This window comes from Pseudarthrobacter quantipunctorum (assembly GCF_045291495.1).
GTDB classification, from domain to species: domain Bacteria; phylum Actinomycetota; class Actinomycetes; order Actinomycetales; family Micrococcaceae; genus Arthrobacter; species Arthrobacter quantipunctorum.
On record NZ_CP148033.1, the window covers coordinates 947,185 to 964,512 of the forward strand.

The 17,328-nt window shown below is 65.5% G+C and carries 17 protein-coding genes and 1 tRNA gene; 14 read left to right on the forward strand and 4 right to left on the reverse strand.

Annotation, left to right across the window (positions count from 1 at the left end; genetic code table 11):
* The first annotated feature begins 99 nt into the window (after positions 1-99).
* The 10 genes from WHH00_RS04315 to WHH00_RS04360 all read left to right on the forward strand — a co-directional run bounded on the left by WHH00_RS04315 (position 100) and on the right by WHH00_RS04360 (position 10,729).
* Complete coding sequence (locus tag WHH00_RS04315) at positions 100-1,455, forward strand: GAF domain-containing protein (protein WP_406636847.1); 1,356 nt, start codon at positions 100-102, stop codon at positions 1,453-1,455.
* Positions 1,456-1,629: 174 nt separating this feature from the next.
* Positions 1,630-3,153: an aldehyde dehydrogenase family protein gene (locus tag WHH00_RS04320; protein WP_231455108.1), complete on the forward strand. Its 1,524-nt coding sequence runs from the start codon at positions 1,630-1,632 to the stop codon at positions 3,151-3,153.
* Between the two features lie 67 nt (positions 3,154-3,220).
* Complete coding sequence (adhP, locus tag WHH00_RS04325) at positions 3,221-4,243, forward strand: alcohol dehydrogenase AdhP (protein ID WP_406636849.1); 1,023 nt, start codon at positions 3,221-3,223, stop codon at positions 4,241-4,243.
* Positions 4,243-4,647, forward strand: coding sequence for a DUF779 domain-containing protein (locus WHH00_RS04330; protein ID WP_406636851.1), 405 nt, complete (start codon positions 4,243-4,245; stop codon positions 4,645-4,647). The genes adhP and WHH00_RS04330 overlap by 1 nt, the downstream gene beginning before the upstream one ends.
* A gap of 173 nt (positions 4,648-4,820) precedes the next feature.
* Positions 4,821-6,368 (forward strand): amino acid permease, encoded by a 1,548-nt coding sequence (locus WHH00_RS04335; RefSeq protein ID WP_406636853.1) that lies wholly within the window; start codon positions 4,821-4,823, stop codon positions 6,366-6,368.
* A gap of 87 nt (positions 6,369-6,455) precedes the next feature.
* Positions 6,456-7,061, forward strand: a complete 606-nt coding sequence (locus tag WHH00_RS04340) for a TetR/AcrR family transcriptional regulator (RefSeq protein ID WP_406636855.1) — start codon at positions 6,456-6,458, stop codon at positions 7,059-7,061.
* Between the two features lie 219 nt (positions 7,062-7,280).
* Positions 7,281-8,267: an ABC transporter substrate-binding protein gene (locus WHH00_RS04345; protein ID WP_406636857.1), complete on the forward strand. Its 987-nt coding sequence runs from the start codon at positions 7,281-7,283 to the stop codon at positions 8,265-8,267.
* Complete coding sequence (locus tag WHH00_RS04350; RefSeq protein ID WP_406636859.1) at positions 8,264-9,106, forward strand: ABC transporter permease; 843 nt, start codon at positions 8,264-8,266, stop codon at positions 9,104-9,106. Before WHH00_RS04345 ends, WHH00_RS04350 begins: the two co-directional genes overlap by 4 nt.
* Entirely contained in the window at positions 9,103-9,876 is a 774-nt protein-coding gene (locus WHH00_RS04355; protein WP_406636861.1) for an ABC transporter permease, read from the forward strand. Before WHH00_RS04350 ends, WHH00_RS04355 begins: the two co-directional genes overlap by 4 nt.
* Positions 9,866-10,729 (forward strand): ABC transporter ATP-binding protein, encoded by an 864-nt coding sequence (locus tag WHH00_RS04360; protein WP_406636863.1) that lies wholly within the window; start codon positions 9,866-9,868, stop codon positions 10,727-10,729. The genes WHH00_RS04355 and WHH00_RS04360 overlap by 11 nt, the downstream gene beginning before the upstream one ends.
* Here the strand turns inward: WHH00_RS04360 and WHH00_RS04365 are convergent.
* The 3 genes from WHH00_RS04365 to WHH00_RS04375 all read right to left on the reverse strand — a co-directional run bounded on the left by WHH00_RS04365 (position 10,707) and on the right by WHH00_RS04375 (position 13,544).
* A complete protein-coding gene (locus tag WHH00_RS04365) occupies positions 10,707-11,342 on the reverse strand; it encodes a DUF2461 domain-containing protein (protein WP_406636865.1) in 636 nt (211 codons plus the stop codon). The two genes, WHH00_RS04360 and WHH00_RS04365, sit on opposite strands and share 23 nt — an antisense overlap.
* 203 nt (positions 11,343-11,545) lie before the next feature.
* The gene (locus WHH00_RS04370; protein ID WP_406636867.1) at positions 11,546-13,042 is read right to left on the reverse strand and encodes a catalase; all 1,497 of its coding nucleotides are present in this window, start codon (positions 13,040-13,042) and stop codon (positions 11,546-11,548) included.
* A 16-nt stretch (positions 13,043-13,058) separates the two neighbouring features.
* On the reverse strand, positions 13,059-13,544 hold the full coding sequence (locus tag WHH00_RS04375; protein WP_231455119.1) for a Fur family transcriptional regulator: 486 nt from the start codon (positions 13,542-13,544) through the stop codon (positions 13,059-13,061).
* Between the two features lie 95 nt (positions 13,545-13,639).
* On the opposite strand from WHH00_RS04375, the gene WHH00_RS04380 reads away from it, so the two are divergent.
* Entirely contained in the window at positions 13,640-14,911 is a 1,272-nt protein-coding gene (locus tag WHH00_RS04380) for an MFS transporter (protein ID WP_406636869.1), read from the forward strand.
* Between the two features lie 32 nt (positions 14,912-14,943).
* Positions 14,944-15,813 (forward strand): zinc metalloprotease HtpX, encoded by an 870-nt coding sequence (gene htpX, locus WHH00_RS04385; protein WP_406636871.1) that lies wholly within the window; start codon positions 14,944-14,946, stop codon positions 15,811-15,813.
* Between the two features lie 124 nt (positions 15,814-15,937).
* Here the strand turns inward: htpX and WHH00_RS04390 are convergent, their stop codons facing one another.
* Positions 15,938-16,429, reverse strand: a complete 492-nt coding sequence (locus tag WHH00_RS04390; protein WP_050054209.1) for a YajQ family cyclic di-GMP-binding protein — start codon at positions 16,427-16,429, stop codon at positions 15,938-15,940.
* Between the two features lie 187 nt (positions 16,430-16,616).
* Between WHH00_RS04390 and WHH00_RS04395 the strand changes: the two genes are divergently transcribed.
* Both WHH00_RS04395 and WHH00_RS04400 read left to right on the forward strand, forming a co-directional pair.
* On the forward strand, positions 16,617-16,871 hold the full coding sequence (locus WHH00_RS04395; protein WP_406636874.1) for a hypothetical protein: 255 nt from the start codon (positions 16,617-16,619) through the stop codon (positions 16,869-16,871).
* A 168-nt stretch (positions 16,872-17,039) separates the two neighbouring features.
* Positions 17,040-17,121, forward strand: a tRNA-Tyr gene (locus tag WHH00_RS04400).
* Positions 17,122-17,328: the final 207 nt, after the last annotated feature.

Below are 17,328 nucleotides of genomic sequence, written 5' to 3' on the forward strand. Positions count from 1 at the left end.
GTAGGTGGGGGAGCGGGGCCGCGCTACAATGGCGTCCACCCCTTGGCCGGCAGCATGCGGCCATGCCCTTGCAGACGTAGTGCAGCCACCAGGAGTTCGATGACGAACCTGACCCAGCCCGGCGCCGGCGCGGCGCTGCAGCTCCGCGCCCTGGCAGCACATGAAGAGCTCGACGGCGGCATGTTAACCGAAGCGCCGGAGCTGCCCGGCCTGCGTGCACTGATCCGCGAATCCTGGCAGCGGTCGGCAGGCTTCAAGGCGAACCCGGACAACCCCGCGGCCCCGCTGGCCATGGATCTGGATGAGCTGGAGGACTACCGCAGGCAGCACCCGCTGGCCGCCATCATGCCGGTGATCAACAAACTCCTGGTGCAGCCCAGCCACGACAGTGGCCTGCTGGTGGCGGTGGGCGACGAAGTGGGCAGGCTGCTCTGGGTTGACGGGGACCCCGCCCTTCAGCGCCGGGCGGAGGGCATGATGTTCGTCCCGGGCGCCGACTGGTCCGAAGCCACCGTTGGCACCAGCGCTCCCGGAACCGCCCTGGCACTGGGCCGCGGCATCCAGATTTCCGGTGCCGAGCACTACCAGCGGACGGTCCACCCGTGGAGCTGCACCGCCGTTCCCTTCCATGATCCGGATTCCGGTGCCGTCCTGGGCGTGGTGGACATTACCGGCACGGCCACGGCGGTGGCGCCCCACACGTTGTCGCTCGTCGAGGCCACCGTGGCCGCCGCGCAGGCGCAGCTCCGCGTTGAGCGCCTCCAGCTGGCGGCATCGCTGGCCAGCAGGCCCGCACGACGGCGGAGCGCGGGCAGCGCTTCCCGGTCACCGGGGGCGGGGGCGAAAGAAGGCAGCCTGTACCGCAACAGCCTCCAGCTGTTGGGCCGGGACCAGGCCCTGCTCAGCATCGAAGGCAAAAGCGTGGTGCTGTCCGCCCGGCACAGCGAAATCCTCGCCCTCCTGGGCTCGCACCCGGACGGACTGAGCGCCGAGGAACTCAGCGTCCTCCTGTACCCGGGCGACGGGTCCACCATGACCCTGCGCGCCGAAATGGTCAGGCTGCGCAAGGTCCTGCAGCAGCTCAACCCGGCCGCCGTTCCGGAGTCCCGCCCCTACAAGCTCACCATGGACCTCGTTCCGGACAGCGGCCAGGTCCTGAACTGCCTCCAGCGCGGCGCCCACCGGATCGCACTCGAGATCTACCGCGGCGCCCTGCTGCCGAAGTCCGAGGCGCCCGGCATCATCGAACTCCGGGACAGGGTCTCGTCCCTGATGCGGGAAGCCGTCCTCACCGACGGCAGCGCCGAAACGCTGCTCAAGTACGCGGAGCTGCCGGAGGCGAGGGACGACGTCGGGGTCCGCCGCGCCGCCCTGAAACTCCTGCCTGCCCGCTCACCCAAGCGTGCCGCCGTCGTGGCCGACCTTGAGCGACTGGAAGCCGAACTGCGCGCCTGAGTTGTTTTTGGGGTTGCGAGGGTGGGCCCACGCCTGCAGGGTTCCCTGGCCGAGCCTGCGAGGTTAGGGGGCAGGTGGGGCGCAACCTGACTGCAACCTTTGCCCTCCTACGCTGGGAGCAACGGCGGAGGCCATGAACCGGCCCCCGCCCCATGCACAGCAAAGGAGCTAGCAATGACTGTTTACGCCCAGCCCGGTACCGAGGGCTCGAAGGTCACCTTCAAGGACCGCTACGAGAACTGGATCGGCGGCGAGTGGGTGGCCCCCGTCAAGGGCCAGTACTTCGAAAACATCACCCCCGTCACGGGCAAGGCCTTCTGCGAAGTGGCCCGCGGAACGGCCGAGGACATTGAACTGGCGCTCGACGCCGCGCACAAGGTTGCACCGTCCTGGGGCAAGACCTCCGTGGCCGAGCGCGCCGCGATCCTGAACAAGATCGCTGACCGGATCGACGAGAACCTGGAAATGCTGGCCGTCGCCGAGTCCTGGGACAACGGCAAGCCCATCCGCGAAACCCTCAACGCCGACATGCCGCTTGCCGCGGACCACTTCCGGTACTTCGCCTCCGCCGTCCGCGCCCAGGAGGGCCGGCTCTCGCAGCTCGACGACGACACCACCGCCTACCACTACCACGAGCCGCTCGGCGTCGTCGGCCAGATCATCCCCTGGAACTTCCCCATCCTGATGGCCGTCTGGAAGCTCGCCCCCGCGCTCGCCGCCGGCAACGCCGTGGTGCTCAAGCCCGCCGAGCAGACGCCGTCGTCCATCCTTGTCCTGATGGAGCTCATCGGCGACCTGCTCCCCGCAGGCGTCCTGAACGTGGTCAATGGCTTCGGCGTCGAGGCCGGAAAGCCGCTCGCCTCCAGCCCCCGGATCCGCAAGATCGCATTCACGGGCGAAACCACCACGGGCCGGCTGATCAGCCAGTACGCCAGCCAGAACCTCATTCCCGTCACCCTGGAACTCGGCGGCAAGAGCCCCAACATCTTCTTCAACGACGTCGCCCAGGAGAACGACGCCTTCTACGACAAGGCACAGGAAGGCTTCGCGCTGTTCGCCTTCAACCAGGGTGAGGTGTGCACGTGCCCGTCCCGCGCCCTGGTCCAGGAAGACATCTACGAGTCCTTCATGGCCGACGCCGTTGCCCGGGTGGAGAAGATGGTGCAGGGCAACCCGCTGGACACCGAGACGCAGGTGGGCGCCCAGGCCTCGAACGACCAGCTCGAGAAGATCCTCTCCTACATCGACATCGGAAAGCAGGAAGGCGCCAAGGTCCTCACCGGCGGCGCCCGCGCCGAGCTGCCCGGCGACCTTGCCGGCGGCTTCTACGTGCAGCCCACGGTCTTCGAGGGCCACAACAAGATGCGGATCTTCCAGGAGGAGATCTTCGGCCCGGTGGTGGCCGTGACGAAGTTCAGCGACTACAACGACGCCATGGGCCTTGCCAACGACACCCTGTACGGCCTTGGCGCCGGCGTCTGGTCCCGCAACGGCAACGTCGCGTACCGGGCGGGCCGGGAAATCCAGGCCGGCCGTGTCTGGGTGAACAACTACCACGCCTACCCGGCCGGCGCCGCGTTCGGCGGTTACAAGTCCTCGGGCATCGGGCGTGAGAACCACGCGATGATGCTGGACCACTACCAGCAGACCAAGAACCTGCTGGTCAGCTACAACGAAAACAAGCTCGGCTTCTTCTAGGAGTTGCCGCTGCACCAGAGCTCCATCTCCGCTACACCCCCGGTACAACAACGCAAGGATTTCGCCAATGACGACGACAATGCAAGCAGCAGTAGTAACCGAATTCGGCAAGGACCTCCAGGTCCAGGACCTGGAAATTCCTACCCCCGGCCCGGGTCAGGCCCTGGTCAAGGTCCTGACCACCGGCGTCTGCCACACCGACCTCCACGCGGCAGAAGGTGACTGGCCCGTCAAGCCCTCACCGCCCTTCATCCCGGGCCACGAGGGCGTGGGGGAAGTGGTGGCCCTCGGCGAGGGCGTCACCGACCTTGCCGTCGGTGACCTGGTGGGCAACGCCTGGCTCTGGTCCGCCTGCGGCGACTGCCAGTACTGCCGCACCGGCTGGGAAACCCTCTGCGAAGCGCAGAAGAACGCCGGCTACAGCGTGGACGGCTCGTTCGGCGAATACATGCTGGTGGACTCGCGGTTCGCCGCCCGCATACCGGCGGGATCCGACCCCGTCGAGGTGGCGCCGGTGCTGTGCGCCGGCGTCACCGTCTACAAGGGCCTGAAGATGACCGAGGCCAGGCCCGGCCAGTGGGTCACCATCTCCGGCATCGGCGGCCTGGGACACATCGCCGTCCAGTACGCGGTGGCCATGGGCCTCCGGGTGGCGGCGGTGGACATAGCCGACGACAAACTCGCCCTTGCGAAGGCCCACGGAGCGGAGTTGACGGTCAACGCCCTGCACGAGGACCCGGTGGAAGTCATCCAGCGCGAAACCGGAGGTTGCCATGGCGTCCTGGTCACGGCCGTGCACCCGTCAGCTTTCGGCCAGGCCATCGGCATGGCACGCCGTGGCGGGACGATCGTGTTCAACGGGCTGCCGCCCGGCGACTTTCCCGCACCGATCTTCGAGATTGTGCTCAAGGGCCTGACGGTCCGCGGTTCGATCGTGGGGACCCGGCAGGACATGGAGGAAGCCCTGGACTTCTACGCGCAGGGCAAGATCCACCCCACCGTCTCTGTCCGGGAGCTTTCCGAGATCAACGCGGTGCTCGATGAGATGAAACACGCCAAGATCGACGGCCGCGTGGTCCTGAGGTTCTGATGCCGGACACGCTGAAGGCCGCGGTGACGCTGCCCGGGGAGGAATTCTCCCGGGTGGCGCTCACCCCGGCCGCCGTGCAGCTGCTGCGGAAACTGTGGCTCCAGCACGGGCCGCTCATGTTCCACCAGTCCGGCGGCTGCTGCGACGGGTCCTCGCCCATGTGCTATCCGGCAGGCGACTTCATCACCGGGGAAGCAGACGTCCTGCTGGGCCTCTTCGACCTCTCCGACGGGCTGGAACCGAAACCCCTGGAATTCTGGATGTCCCGGGAACAGTTCAGCTACTGGAGCCACACCCACCTGACAGTGGACGTGGTGCCGGGGCGGGGGAGCGGGTTTTCCGTGGAGGCGCCGGAGGGCAAACGCTTCCTGATCCGCTCCACCCTCATGGACTGGCCTGCCTAGTAATTCGGCTCAAACACACTTAGGACCCTCCATCCGGAGGGTCCTAAGTGTGTTTGAAGGAACAAAGTTTGGTGCATGGCCCGTCTCACCATTCGGGACAGTTCGGCCCGTCCAGTGGATGGACACTAACGTTAACTGGTCTGTTTCCTTCGCAAACCAGGATTGTGATCCCCATGAACCTCCTCCGGACCAAATCCATCGAGCAGTCGATGGCCGACGCCGATGAGCCCGGACGCAAGCTCAAGCGTTCCCTCAGCACCTGGGACCTGATGATCATGGGCGTCGCCGTAGCTGTCGGCGCCGGCATCTTCTCCGTGGGTGCCAAAGCGGCAGCCAACTTCTCCGGACCGGCAGTGACCCTGTCCTTCGCCGTCGCCGCGGTCACCTGCGCGCTGGCCATCATGTGCTACGCCGAGTTCGCCACCGCCATCCCGGTGGCAGGCTCCGCCTACGTCTTCACCTACGCCACCATGGGCGAACTCCTCGCCTGGATCATCGGCTGGAACCTGATCCTGGAACTTTTCACCGCGGCAGCCGTCATCGCCAAGTACTGGGGCATCTACCTCAGCAAGGTGTTTGCACTCATGGGTGCCGACATTCCGGCAGCAGTCTCCCTGGGCGGGGTTGACCTTTACTGGGGCGCCTTCCTGATCGTCGCCGTCTTCACCGTGCTGCTGGTCCTTGGCACCAAACTGTCCGCCCGCGTAGGCAACATCTTCACCCTGATCAAGATCGGCGTCGTCCTCTTTGTCATCGTGGTGGGCTTCACCTACGTGAAGTTCGAAAACTACGCCCCGTTCATCCCCGCCGCCGAGCCCACCGGCGGCACGGGCACGGCAGACGTCCTCAAGCAGTCGTTCTTCGGCTTCCTCACCGGAGCCGCCCCGGCCCAGTACGGCACCCTGGGCATCTTTGCCGGCGCCGCGCTGGTGTTCTTCGCGTTCATCGGTTTTGACGTGGTGGCCACCTCTGCCGAAGAAGTGAAGAACCCGCAGAAGACCCTGCCGCGCGGGATCTTCGGCGGACTCGCCCTGGTGACCCTGCTCTACATCCTGGTCTCACTGGCCCTGACCGGCATGGTGTCCTACACCCAGCTGGCCGAGGCGGAAAACCCCACCCTCACCACCGCCTTCGAGGCCGTGGGCGACACCTCAGCGGCCAAGGTCATCGCCTTCGGGTCGCTGGTGGGCCTGACCACCGTGATTATGGTGCTCCTCATGGGCCTGTCCCGCGTGGTTCTCGCCATGAGCCGCGACGGCCTCCTGCCCCGGGCGCTGTCGCGGACCAGCGAGAAGCGTTCGACGCCGGTGCGCCTTCAGGTCATCTGCGGAGCCGCCGTCGCACTGGTGGCCGGGCTGACCAACGTGGACCTGCTGGAAGAAATGATCAACATCGGAACCCTGTCCGCGTTCGTGGTGGTAAGCCTCGGCATTTTGGTGCTCCGCAAGAAGCGGCCTGACCTTAAGCCCGCCTTCCGCGTTCCGTTCGGGAAGGTCCTGCCCATTGTGTCCGCAGTGCTGTGCCTCTACCTCATGACCAACCTCGCGGTGGAGACGTGGATCTTCTTTGCCATCTGGCTGGCAATCGGCCTGGCGATCTACTTCGCCTACGGCCAGCGCCACTCCCGCCTCAACGAGCGGTTCGGCGACGCCAGCACCGCGGTCAACGGAACGGCCACCGGCCAGGTGCGCGACGGCGGGGACGAGCTCACCCGCGTCTGACCATTCACCGAATGCCCGCCCAGGCCTGCCCGGGCGGGCATTCGCATGCCCGGCTGCCAGGACGGAGCCCCACTTAGGATTGGACTTATGGCCCGCCCCACACGAGACGAACGCAAGGCCGAGCTCCTCGCCGCCATCCTTGACTATCTGATGGACAAGACGCTGGCCGAGCTCACCTTCAGGAGCCTGGCCGAGGGCCTGGGAATGAGCGCCTACGTGCTGGTGTACCACTTCGGGAGCCGCGACCAGCTGATCAACGACATCGTTGTTTCCATCGAATCCCGGCTGGACCGGATGCGCAACACCGACGTGCGGGACATCGACCGTGCCGCCTGGCGGGAGTTCCTGCTGGACTCCTGGCAGTGGACCATGGCGCAGCGCAACCGGCACCTGACCCGGCTCGAATTTGAAGCCACGGCGCAGGACATCGTTGCCGCCGAGCCGCGGGGAACATCGCAGGAGCACTTCCGAATGCTCCACCACAAGACCCGCGACTGGCTGATGGTCCAGGGGATACCGGAGGAATTCGCCGATACCGACGCGCGGCTCTTCACCTCCACCTTCTACGGGCTCCAGTTCGACTTCGTGGTCATGAACGAGCCGGAGGCGGCCACGAAAGCCTTCGAGCTGATGCTGGCGGTTTTCTTCAACAACCTCGAGACCCGGCTGGCGGCCAACGGCCACAGCGGCTGAGCCACCTGCCCGCCAGGTTCCCTGCCCCCGCGCCGGCAGCAGAGTGCCGCCATGGCGGTGTCCCTTACGCCGCCGTCTCAGAGCTGTAACAATGAGCCGTATATGGGTGGCTTGCCCGTCGTACCATGGTTGAATCAGAGTAATCGAACGCTTGTTCGAATGGCGAACACTAGGCCTGGGGACGAAGTTGTCCCCGGTCATGGGCACGAAGGAGTGATCATGAAACGTCGTCTTATTCCCGTCCTGGCAGCAGCGTCCATGCTTGGACTGGCGGCATGCGGAAGCGGCTCGCCCAGCTCCACGGGAGGCGGAACCGCACCCGCCACCGGGGGCGGGGAAGCAGGTTTGACCAAGGTCAGCGCGGGCGTCATCCCCATCGTCGACTGCGCGCCCATCTACCTCGGTGACAAGCAGGGCTTCTTTAAGGAGGAGGGCCTTGAGCTGGATGTCCAGACGGCCACCGGCGGTGCGGCGATTGTCCCCGGCGTGGTGAGCGGCAGCTTTGACTTCGCCTTCTCCAACCTGATCTCTGTCATGGTGGCCAAGGACAAGGGGCTGGACCTGAAGTTCGTGGCCAACGGCGCCTCCACCACGGGTGAAGAGGGCAAGGACATCGGCGGTGTCGTTGTCCCGGCCGGATCGGACATCCAGTCCGCCAAGGACCTCGCGGGCAAGACCGTTTCCGTGAACAACCTCTCCAACATTGGCGACACCACCATCAAATCGGTCATCGAGAAGGATGGCGGCGATCCCAACGGCGTGAAGTTCGTGGAAGTCGCCTTCCCGGACGCCCCCGCGGCCCTGGCCAACAAGCAGGTGGATGCCGCATGGATCCTGGAGCCGTTCCTGTCCAAGGCCGTGGATGAAGGCGGAACGGTGGTGTCGTCGAACTTCGTTGAGATGAGCCCGGAACTCGATATTGCCGGCTACTTCACCAAGGGCGACACCATCAGCGGCAAAGCCGACCTCACGGAGAAGTTCACCCGCGCCATGAACAAGTCGCTGGAATACGCCCAGGAGCACCCGGACGAAGTCCGCGAGATCGTGGGCACGTACACCAAGATCGATGAAGCCACGCGGGCGAAGATGATCCTCCCGCGGTACCGGGTTGAGTTCGACGAGGACGCGTTCAAGACGCTGGGCGACGCGGCAGCCAAGTACGGCACCCTCTCCAAAGCACCCAGTGCGGACGACCTCCTCCCGTGAGTCCAGGAACCCTGGCCGCCGGCGGTGCCGCTCCAGCTAAGGAGCGGCAGCGCCGGAAGGCGGGCAAGGGGGCAGCGAAACAGCTGCTGGGGATCCTGGGCATCATCGGATTCCTGGTGACGTGGGAGCTCATTCCCCGGCTCGGCCTGATTGACGAACGGTTCCTCCCGCCCGCCAGCGAGGTCATAGCCGCGCTGGTGGTCGACTTGGGGCTGACGGCCTTCTGGGTTGCGGTGGGCGAGACCATGAAGGCGTGGTTCCTGGGCCTGCTGATGGCAGTGGCGGCAGCCGTCCTGCTGGGCTTCATTATCGGCTCCAGCGATTTCCTGCGGAAGGCCACCAACTCCACCATTGAGTTCCTCCGCCCCATCCCGTCGGTGGCCCTCATCCCGCTGGCCGTGCTGCTTTTCGGCGTGAAAATCGAGTCGTCCCTGCTCCTGATTGTTTACGCGTCCTTCTGGCAGGTCCTGATCCAGGTGCTGTATGGGGTGGCGGACGTCGACATGGTTGCCAACAACACCGCCAAGACCTACGGCCTGGGCAGGATGGCCCGGATCCGGTACGTCGTTTTTCCCACCGCACTGCCTTACCTGATGACGGGCGTGCGGCTGGCAGCCGCAGTGGCGCTGGTCCTGGCCATCACCGCGGAACTCGTCATCGGATCCCCGGGACTCGGCAGGGAAATCGCCCTGGCACAGTCCGGCGGCGCCATCTCCGGCATGTACGCCCTGGTGCTGGCCACCGGCCTGATCGGCGTCCTGATCAACATGCTGATGCGCCAGATCGAAAAAAGGATCCTGGGCTGGCACTCGTCCATCCGCTCGGAGGTGATCGTGTGAGGACGCTCAGGAACATCGGCTACATCCTCGGACTGCCCGTGCTGCTGGTCCTGGTCTGGTGGTTCTCCACCTTGGGCTCAGTCAACTTTTTTGTCCCCAAGCCGGCCGACCTCGTGGAGACATTCGGTGAGGTCTGGTTCGGTGACCGTTTCTTTTCGGATGTCCTGCCCAGCCTGGGCCGGCTGGTGGTGGGCGTTGCCGTCGCCATCATCATCGGGGTGGCCGGCGGAATCCTGATCGGGTCCGTCCGCTGGCTGCGGGCCCTCCTGGAACCGACGCTCGAGTTTTTCCGCGCCATCCCGCCACCGGTCCTGGTGCCGGTCCTGATGCTGCTCATGGGCATCACCGATTCCATGAAGGTGATGGTGATCATTTCCGGCTGCGTCTGGCCGGTACTGCTGAACACCATCGAAGGCGTCCGCGCCGTGGACCCTGTCCTTTCCGACTCCGCCCACACGTACGGCATCGGCGGCTGGGCGCGGGTCCGGTACCTCGTGCTTCCCTCCGCAAGCCCGCAAATCATGGCCGGCGTCCGCCAGTCACTCTCCCTCGGGCTGATCCTGATGGTGATCTCCGAAATGTTCGCCTCCTCCTCCGGGCTGGGCTTCACGATCGTCCAGTTCCAGCGGTCTTTTGCCATCCCCGAGATGTGGTCCGGCATCGTGGTCCTGGGCCTGGTGGGCGTGGCCATGTCCTTCATCTTCCAGTGGGCCGAGCGGAACATCCTGCGCTGGTACCACGGCCAGAAAGAGGTAGAAAATGCAGCCTGACCCGATCCAGACAAACACGGAGGCCACACTCTCCGTCAGGGGGCTGAAGAAGGTCTACCAGACCGACGGCGGAGACGTCGAGGCTGTCCGGAACCTCACCTTCGACCTGCGTGCGGGAGAGCTGGCCTGCCTGGTGGGGCCCTCCGGGTCAGGGAAGACCACGCTGCTCAAATGCATCTCCGGGCTCATGGCGCCCACCGAGGGCGAAGTGCTCCTTGACGGCAAGCGCGTAACCGGTCCGCCCAAGAAGATGGCGGTGGTCTTCCAGGAATACGGGCGTTCGCTGTTCCCGTGGATGCGGGTGCGGGACAACGTGGAACTGCCACTGAAGAACCAAGGTGTCCCCAAGGGCGAACGCGACCGTCTGGTGGACGACGCCCTCGAAGCGGTAGGCCTCTCCCACGTGCCGCGGTCCTACCCCTGGCAGCTTTCCGGCGGCATGCAGCAGCGCGTCGCCATCGCCAGGGCCATCGCCTACCAGCCCGAGGTCCTGCTGATGGACGAGCCCTTTGCCGCGGTGGATGCGCAGACCAGGGCCGACCTCGAGGACCTCATCCGGGTTGTCTGGAAGAAACTCGGCGTGACGGTGCTGTTCGTGACCCACGACATTGACGAATCCGTCTACCTTGGCGAGCGGGTCATTATCCTTTCGAGCTCTCCGACGGTGATCCAGGAGGATATCCGGATCGACCTCCCGGCGGACCGCGACCAGCTGAACACCCGTTCCCTGCCGCGCTTCACCGAGCTGCGCCACCACGTCTACGAACAGATCCAGCTGGCCAAGAAGGGGCACCGGCCGGCGGCGGCGTCAGCGGGGGAGGACATGCCGCTCAAGGGGCAGCATGCCGGCTGACCCAGTCCACCAAGGGGCGCAGGTCCTCCCACAGCTCCGCGATTTCGTGGGCCGCGCCGGCGGTGGCCAGCCACTCGGGCCGGCCCAGGTGGACGCCGGCTGAAAGGGACTTGTGCTTCAGGAGTTCTGCCCGCGGATGCCCGCGGTCATAGCCCCGCGGCACTGTCTTCAGTTTCTCGCCCTCCACGGAAAAGCCGGCAGCGGCCACATTCTCCACAATGTGGCGGAGTGCCTCGCCGGTGCCTGAAGCATCCACCGAGTTGCGGTAGCGGGCCAGCTGCGCCGGGGTGTGCGAGTGGTAGCCGCCGCCCACCAGCAGGCCATCGGCGCTTATCTGCAGGTAGTAGCCAACGCCCTCCTGGACGGACGCCACCGCACCCTGGGCCGTCTTGTACGGGGACTTATCCTCGGAGAACCGGATGTCCCTGTTGGGCCGGAAGAGCTTCGCCGGTCCGAACCGGGGCTCCAGCTCTGCGAGCAGTGCTGCCAGGGGTTCCTTGACCAGGGACTGGTACCCGGCCTTGTGCTCCTGCCACCACTGCCGGTTGTTGTTGTCCTGAAGCTCTTCGTAGAACCCGAATGCGCCGGCCGGGATGCCCTGGAAAGTCGTCATGGTGCGAGCCTAGGGGCGGCCCGCAATGGGGGACAGTCCCTGCACGCCCTATGTGCAAACAGTCCCCTATGTGCAAAGGGCTCCGTAGGTGCACAAAGTCCCCTCTGCGGACCCGGAGACGAAACCTGTGCGGAAAAAGAACCACCCCGCCACGGAATCCGTGACGGGGTGGTTCCTTGGAGCAAGCCCCAGGAAAGGCTGGATCAGCCGATCTTGTTGGCCGATTCAGCGTCCGAAGCCGGAGTGGACGGGGCGTCAGCGGTACCAAGGTTGGCGCGCAGCTTGGCGCCGAGATCGGCGTCAACGTTGGTCCAGTACTGGATGGCGCGTTCCTTGATGTCGGAGCGCTTGACGCCGCCCACGGCGCCGGTGATGGTCTCCAGGAAGCGTGCCTTGGCCGCTTCGTCGTAAACCTCGCGGTACAGGGCTCCGGCCTGGACAAAGTCGCTGTCCTCGGCGTGGAGGGAGTGCGCGGCGAGGGTCAGCTCGCCGTCGTTCTCCCAGCCGCCGGCCGGGTTCTGCGGCTCAAGCGCAGCCGGACCGCCGAAGGTGTTTGGGGCGTACACCGGAACGGAGGGGGCGTTGAAGTGGTATCGCCCGGCGCCGTCCTGGCTGTAGTTGTTGACCTGGTTCTTGGGCTGGTTCACCGGGATCTGGGCGTGGTTGGTGCCCACGCGGTAGCGGTGTGCGTCCGCGTAGGAGAAGATGCGTGCCTGCAGCATCTTGTCCGGGGAAGCGGCGATGCCCGGCACGAAGTTCGACGGCGCGAAGGTGGCCTGCTCGATCTGCGCGAAGTAGTTCTCCGGGTTCCGGTTCAGCTCCATGGTGCCCACCTTGATCAGCGGGTAGTCGCCGTGCGGCCACACCTTGGTCAGGTCGAACGGGTTGAAGCGGTAGGTCTTGGCGTCCTCGTACGGCATGACCTGGACGTGCAGGTCCCAGGACGGGAAGTTGCCGGCCTCGATGTTCTCGGACAGGTCGCGGATGTAGTAGTCCGCGTCCGAGCCTGCCAGCTGCTCGGCCTGCTCGCTGCTCATGGAGTTAACGCCCTGGTTGGACTTGAAGTGGTACTTGACCCAGAAGCGCTCGCCCTCGGCGTTGATCCACTGGTAGGTGTGCGAGCCATAGCCCTGCATTTCACGCCAGGAGGCGGGCAGGCCGCGGTCACCCATCAGCCAGGTGACCTGGTGGGCGGATTCGGGGGACAGGGTCCAGAAGTCCCACTGCATGTCGGCGTCGCGCAGGTGGGTGCCCGGGAGGCGCTTCTGGGAGTGGATGAAGTCCGGGAACTTGATGCCGTCACGGATGAAGAAGACGGGGGTGTTGTTGCCCACGAGGTCGTAGTTGCCCTCGGAGGTGTAGAACTTCACGGCGAAGCCGCGGGGATCGCGCCAGGTGTCCGGGGAGCCGTTCTCGCCGGCCACGGAGGAGAAGCGGATCAGCATCTCGGTTTCGACGCCGGGCTGGAGGAAGGCTGCCTTGGTGTACCTGGACACGTCCTCGGTGGCCTTGAACGTGCCGAATGCGCCGCCGCCCTTGGCGTGCACTACGCGCTCCGGAACCCGCTCGCGGTTGAACTGGGCGAGCTTTTCCACCAGGTAGTGGTCAGTCAGGATGATGGCACCGTCGGCGCCAACGGACTTGGAGTGCGCGTCGGACGTAACGGGGGCACCTGACTGGGTTGTTGAAATGGCAGTCATTGTTCTCCTATTTCTTTTATTTCTGTGTTTCTTCAGAGGGACGATTGGAAGGAAGTTGTTGGGACTGCTGGCAGTCCTGGCAGATGCCCTGGTACATGACGTCAGCGATCTGGATGGTCATCGGCTTGGCGTTCTCATCCCAGTGGGGAGTGAGGCAGGGGGCATGGCCCACTGCGCAGTCGACGTCCTCCACGCGGCCGCAGCTGATGCAGATGGCGTGGTGGTGGTTGTCTCCCACCCGTGTTTCATACAGGGCCGGGGAGTGCGGGGGTTCAAACCGGCGGAGCATATGCAGGTCCGTCAGATCGCCCAGCACCACATACACGGACTGGGCCGTCAGCTCGGGAAGCTCGGCGCGGGCGGCGCTCAGGATGCTTTCGGCGGGGGAATGGGGGTGGCGTTCGACGGCGGCCAGGACCGCCAGCCGCTGTTTGGTCACCCTGCGGCCGTGGGCGCGCAGGGCGGCAGCCCATGCTTCGTGGCCGTCAAAGTGTTCCGTCATGACACCATTGAAACACTTATTATGAACATCTCACAATAAGGTTGGGCTAACCTCCCCGGAATCAGCAGCCACATCCGCACCACTATGGTGGCAGGGTGGGGAAACTGCTCGCTGACATCACACCGCTCCGGGAGAGTCCCGCATTCCGCAGGCTCTGGCTGGGCTCGGCGGTGTCCGCCGTCGGAAGCCAGCTCACGCTGGTGGCAGTCAGCCTGGAGGTCTACCGCCTGACCCAGGACAGCTTCTACGTGGGGTTGCTGGCGGTTTTCGCCCTGGTGCCGCTGGTCATCGGCGGGCTGCTGGGTGGTTCCATCGCCGACGCGCACGACCGCCGCATGGTGGCGCTCCTCGCAACCTCTGTCCTGTGGCTGACCACCGGCGCGATCGCCCTGCAGTCCTGGCTCCAGCTGGGCAACGTATGGGTCCTGTACCTTCTGGTGGCGGCACAGAGCGGGGCGCAGGCGATCAACCAGCCGGCCCGCAGCGCCATCCTTCCCATGCTGGTGCGCAAGGAACTCCTGCCCGCTGCCAACGCCCTCAGCATGATGTCCTTCGGCCTTGCCATGACCGCAGGCCCCCTGCTGGCCGGGGTACTGGTGGCCTGGGTAGGGTTCGCCTGGACCTACACGCTCGATTTCGCGAGTTTCGCCTTCGTCCTGTGGGCCGTCTACCGGCTGCCGCCACTGCCGCCGTCGGGAACCCCCCGCCGGCCCGGACTCCGCTCCGTCGTCGAGGGCTTCCGTTTCCTGGGCACCCGGCCCAACGTTCGGATGACTTTTATCATCGACCTGATCGCCATGATCCTGGCCCAGCCGCGGGCGCTCATGCCGGCAATCGGCGCTGTCATGATCGGCGGCGGCGAGGCCACCGTGGGCATCCTGCTGGCCTCCACAGCCGTCGGAGCTTTCCTGGCTGGCCTGTTTTCCGGGCCGCTCGGCAGTGTCCGCCGGCAGGGGAGCGCCGTGGTCTTCTCGGTGATGGGATGGGGAGCGTCCATCGCCGGGTTTGGGCTGGTGGTGCTGCTGGCGGGGCGCGCGCCGGACGGGGCGGTGACGCCCTGGCTGCTTCCTGCGGCACTGTGCTGCGCGCTGGCCGGGATTGCCGATTCCATCAGCGGCGTCTTCCGCCACACCATCCTGCAGGCCGCAACGCCCGACCATCTCCGCGGGCGCCTCCAGGGGGTGTTCATCGTGGTGGTGGCGGGAGGCCCAAGGATCGGCGACCTGCTGGCCGGCGGCGCCACCAAAATCGTGGCCGAGGGCTGGGTCCTGCTGATCGGCGGCTTCCTCTGCGTCGCCGGCGCATGGGTGGCCGCAAAGCTGCAGCCCGGCTTCAGGGAATACGACGCGCGGAACCCTGTTCCCTAGACAGCCGTTCCCATAGTGAGTAAGGAGGAGACGTGCACAAACACTACAACGGCCTCAAGACGGCGGCGCTCTTCGGTGTGCTGTGGGCGGTGCTCCTTGGCCTCGGGGCGCTGATCGGAACCAGCACCCGCAGCTCCGCGCCCATCTGGATCATGGCCCTTGTGGGGGTGTTTACCACCGCCTACGGATACTGGAACAGCGACAAGATCGCCATCCGCTCCATGCAGGCAATTCCCGTGGCCGAGGCGCAGGCGCCGGAGCTCTACCAGATAGTCCGCGAGCTCTCCGTCCAGGCCAACCAGCCCATGCCGCGCATCTATCTTTCGCCCACCCTGAACCCGAATGCCTTTGCCACCGGCCGCAATCCCCGCAACGCCGCCGTGTGCGTGACCCAGGGCATCCTGCAGCTGTTGGACGCCCGCGAGCTGCGCGGCGTCCTGGGGCACGAACTGATGCACGTCTATAACCGGGACATCCTCACCTCGTCAGTGGCCGCCGCCGTCGCAGGTGTGATCACCTCGGTTGGGCAGATGCTGCTGTTCTTCGGCGGCGGGGACCGCCGCAACTCCAATCCGCTGGCCATGATCGCCATGGCGCTGCTCGCCCCTTTCGCGGCGTCCCTGATCCAGTTCGCCATTTCGCGGACGCGGGAGTACGACGCCGACGAGGACGGTTCGCAGCTGACGGGCGATCCGCTGGCGCTCGCCTCAGCCCTGGCCAAGATTGAGCGCGGCGTCAGCATAGCTCCGCTGCCGCAGGACCAGCGCCTGGTGAACGCCTCGCACCTGATGATCGCCAACCCGTTCCGCGGCGGCGCCATGAACAAGCTGTTCGCCACGCATCCGCCCATGCGGAACCGGATTGCGCGGCTGGAACGGATGGCGGGCCGGCCTCCGGCCTAGCAAGGACGCCGACGCGCACATTGCCCAGCGACGCGCAGAAAAGCCGGCGCGGCCCGTATCCGGGCCGCGCCGGCTTATGTGCGTGGCGGCATAGTTGCTGCGCGTGGCAAAACGACGGGAAGGGCTAGCTGCGGAAGTTCACGAACTGCAGGTCGGCTTCGTCGAAGTCCTTCAGCAGGGCCATGGTGGCCTGCAGGTCATCACGGGACTTGGAGGTCACGCGCAGTTCGTCGCCCTGGATCTGGGACTTGACGGACTTGGGAGCTTCGTCACGGATGAGCTTGTTGATCTTTTTTGCCAGGTCCTGCGCGATGCCCTCCTTGATGGAGGCCTCGAGCCGGAACTCCTTGCCGGAGGCGTACGGCTCGCCGGTGTCCAGGGACTTCAGCGAGATGCCGCGGCGGATCAGCTTGGACTGCAGGACATCCAGCACCGCCAGAACCCGTTCCTCCGAGTTGGCCTTCATGAGGATTTTTTCGCCGCTGAAGTCCACCTCGGCTCCCACGCCCTTGAAGTCGTAACGCTGCGCCAGTTCCTTCTGGGCCTGGTTCAGTGCGTTGGCCACTTCCTGCTTGTCCACTTTGCTTACGACGTCGAACGTTGACTCGCCTGCCATGACTCTCCTTATGCCGGTGGGAACCCTGTGCGGGGACAGGGCTTGATCGCTGCCTAAAAGCCTAATACGGATGCCGGTGTTGGTGGGGGAGCCGGGTTTCACAGTTCCCTCTCAGCGGACACCCGGAGGGAACGAAGGAGGCCGCCGCAGAGTTGGAACAGTTGGGAAATTGCACGAAGGGAACACCATGCACCGCAAGGCCGTCCGGTACGCCACACGGACCACCACGGCAGCAGCCGGCGCGGTTGCGGGCGCCGCCACCTCCGTCGCCGCCGCGGCAGTGGCTGCGGCCATCGTCTTCAGTCCCGTGCCGGAGGCCTCAGCACGGATGGAGGGTGTGCATGAGGATCTGCTCCGCGCGGTCCAGCTGAACCAGATCACGGAGGAGCAGGCCGTGAAGTTCGAAGCGCGGCTCGCCGGCAGGATCCTCGGCGGCGCCTGATTCCGTTCCTTTTCCCTGGAACTGCGGGGGTTTTGGCTGCGTCCGCGGCCCGATTCGATTCTTCGGCGGAAGTTCTGTAAAGTTGTCTTGCCCGCGGTTACTGGAAGCGGAACGGCCCGGAAACGGACGGTTCGCAGACTGCATCGGCGGGTACTTCTTTTGAAGTTCGGCAGATTACCCGAGCGGCCAAAGGGGGCTGACTGTAAATCAGCTGGCAACGCCTACGGGGGTTCGAATCCCTCATCTGCCACCCAAGGAAAAGCCTCCGGAACCTTCTGGTTCCGGAGGCTTTTTTGTGCCCGGGGCCGGGCCGGATCCTGCCGTCCCGTCAGGGCCTTGTTCGCAGATCCTGCCTTTGAAAGTTCTGAGTCGCGAAGAAGGCCAGGAGTTCCGGAAAGCGGGCCGGCGCCCGGGCAGGAAGTTCGTCCTGAAGCCGTGGAAAACCGCCGTCGACATC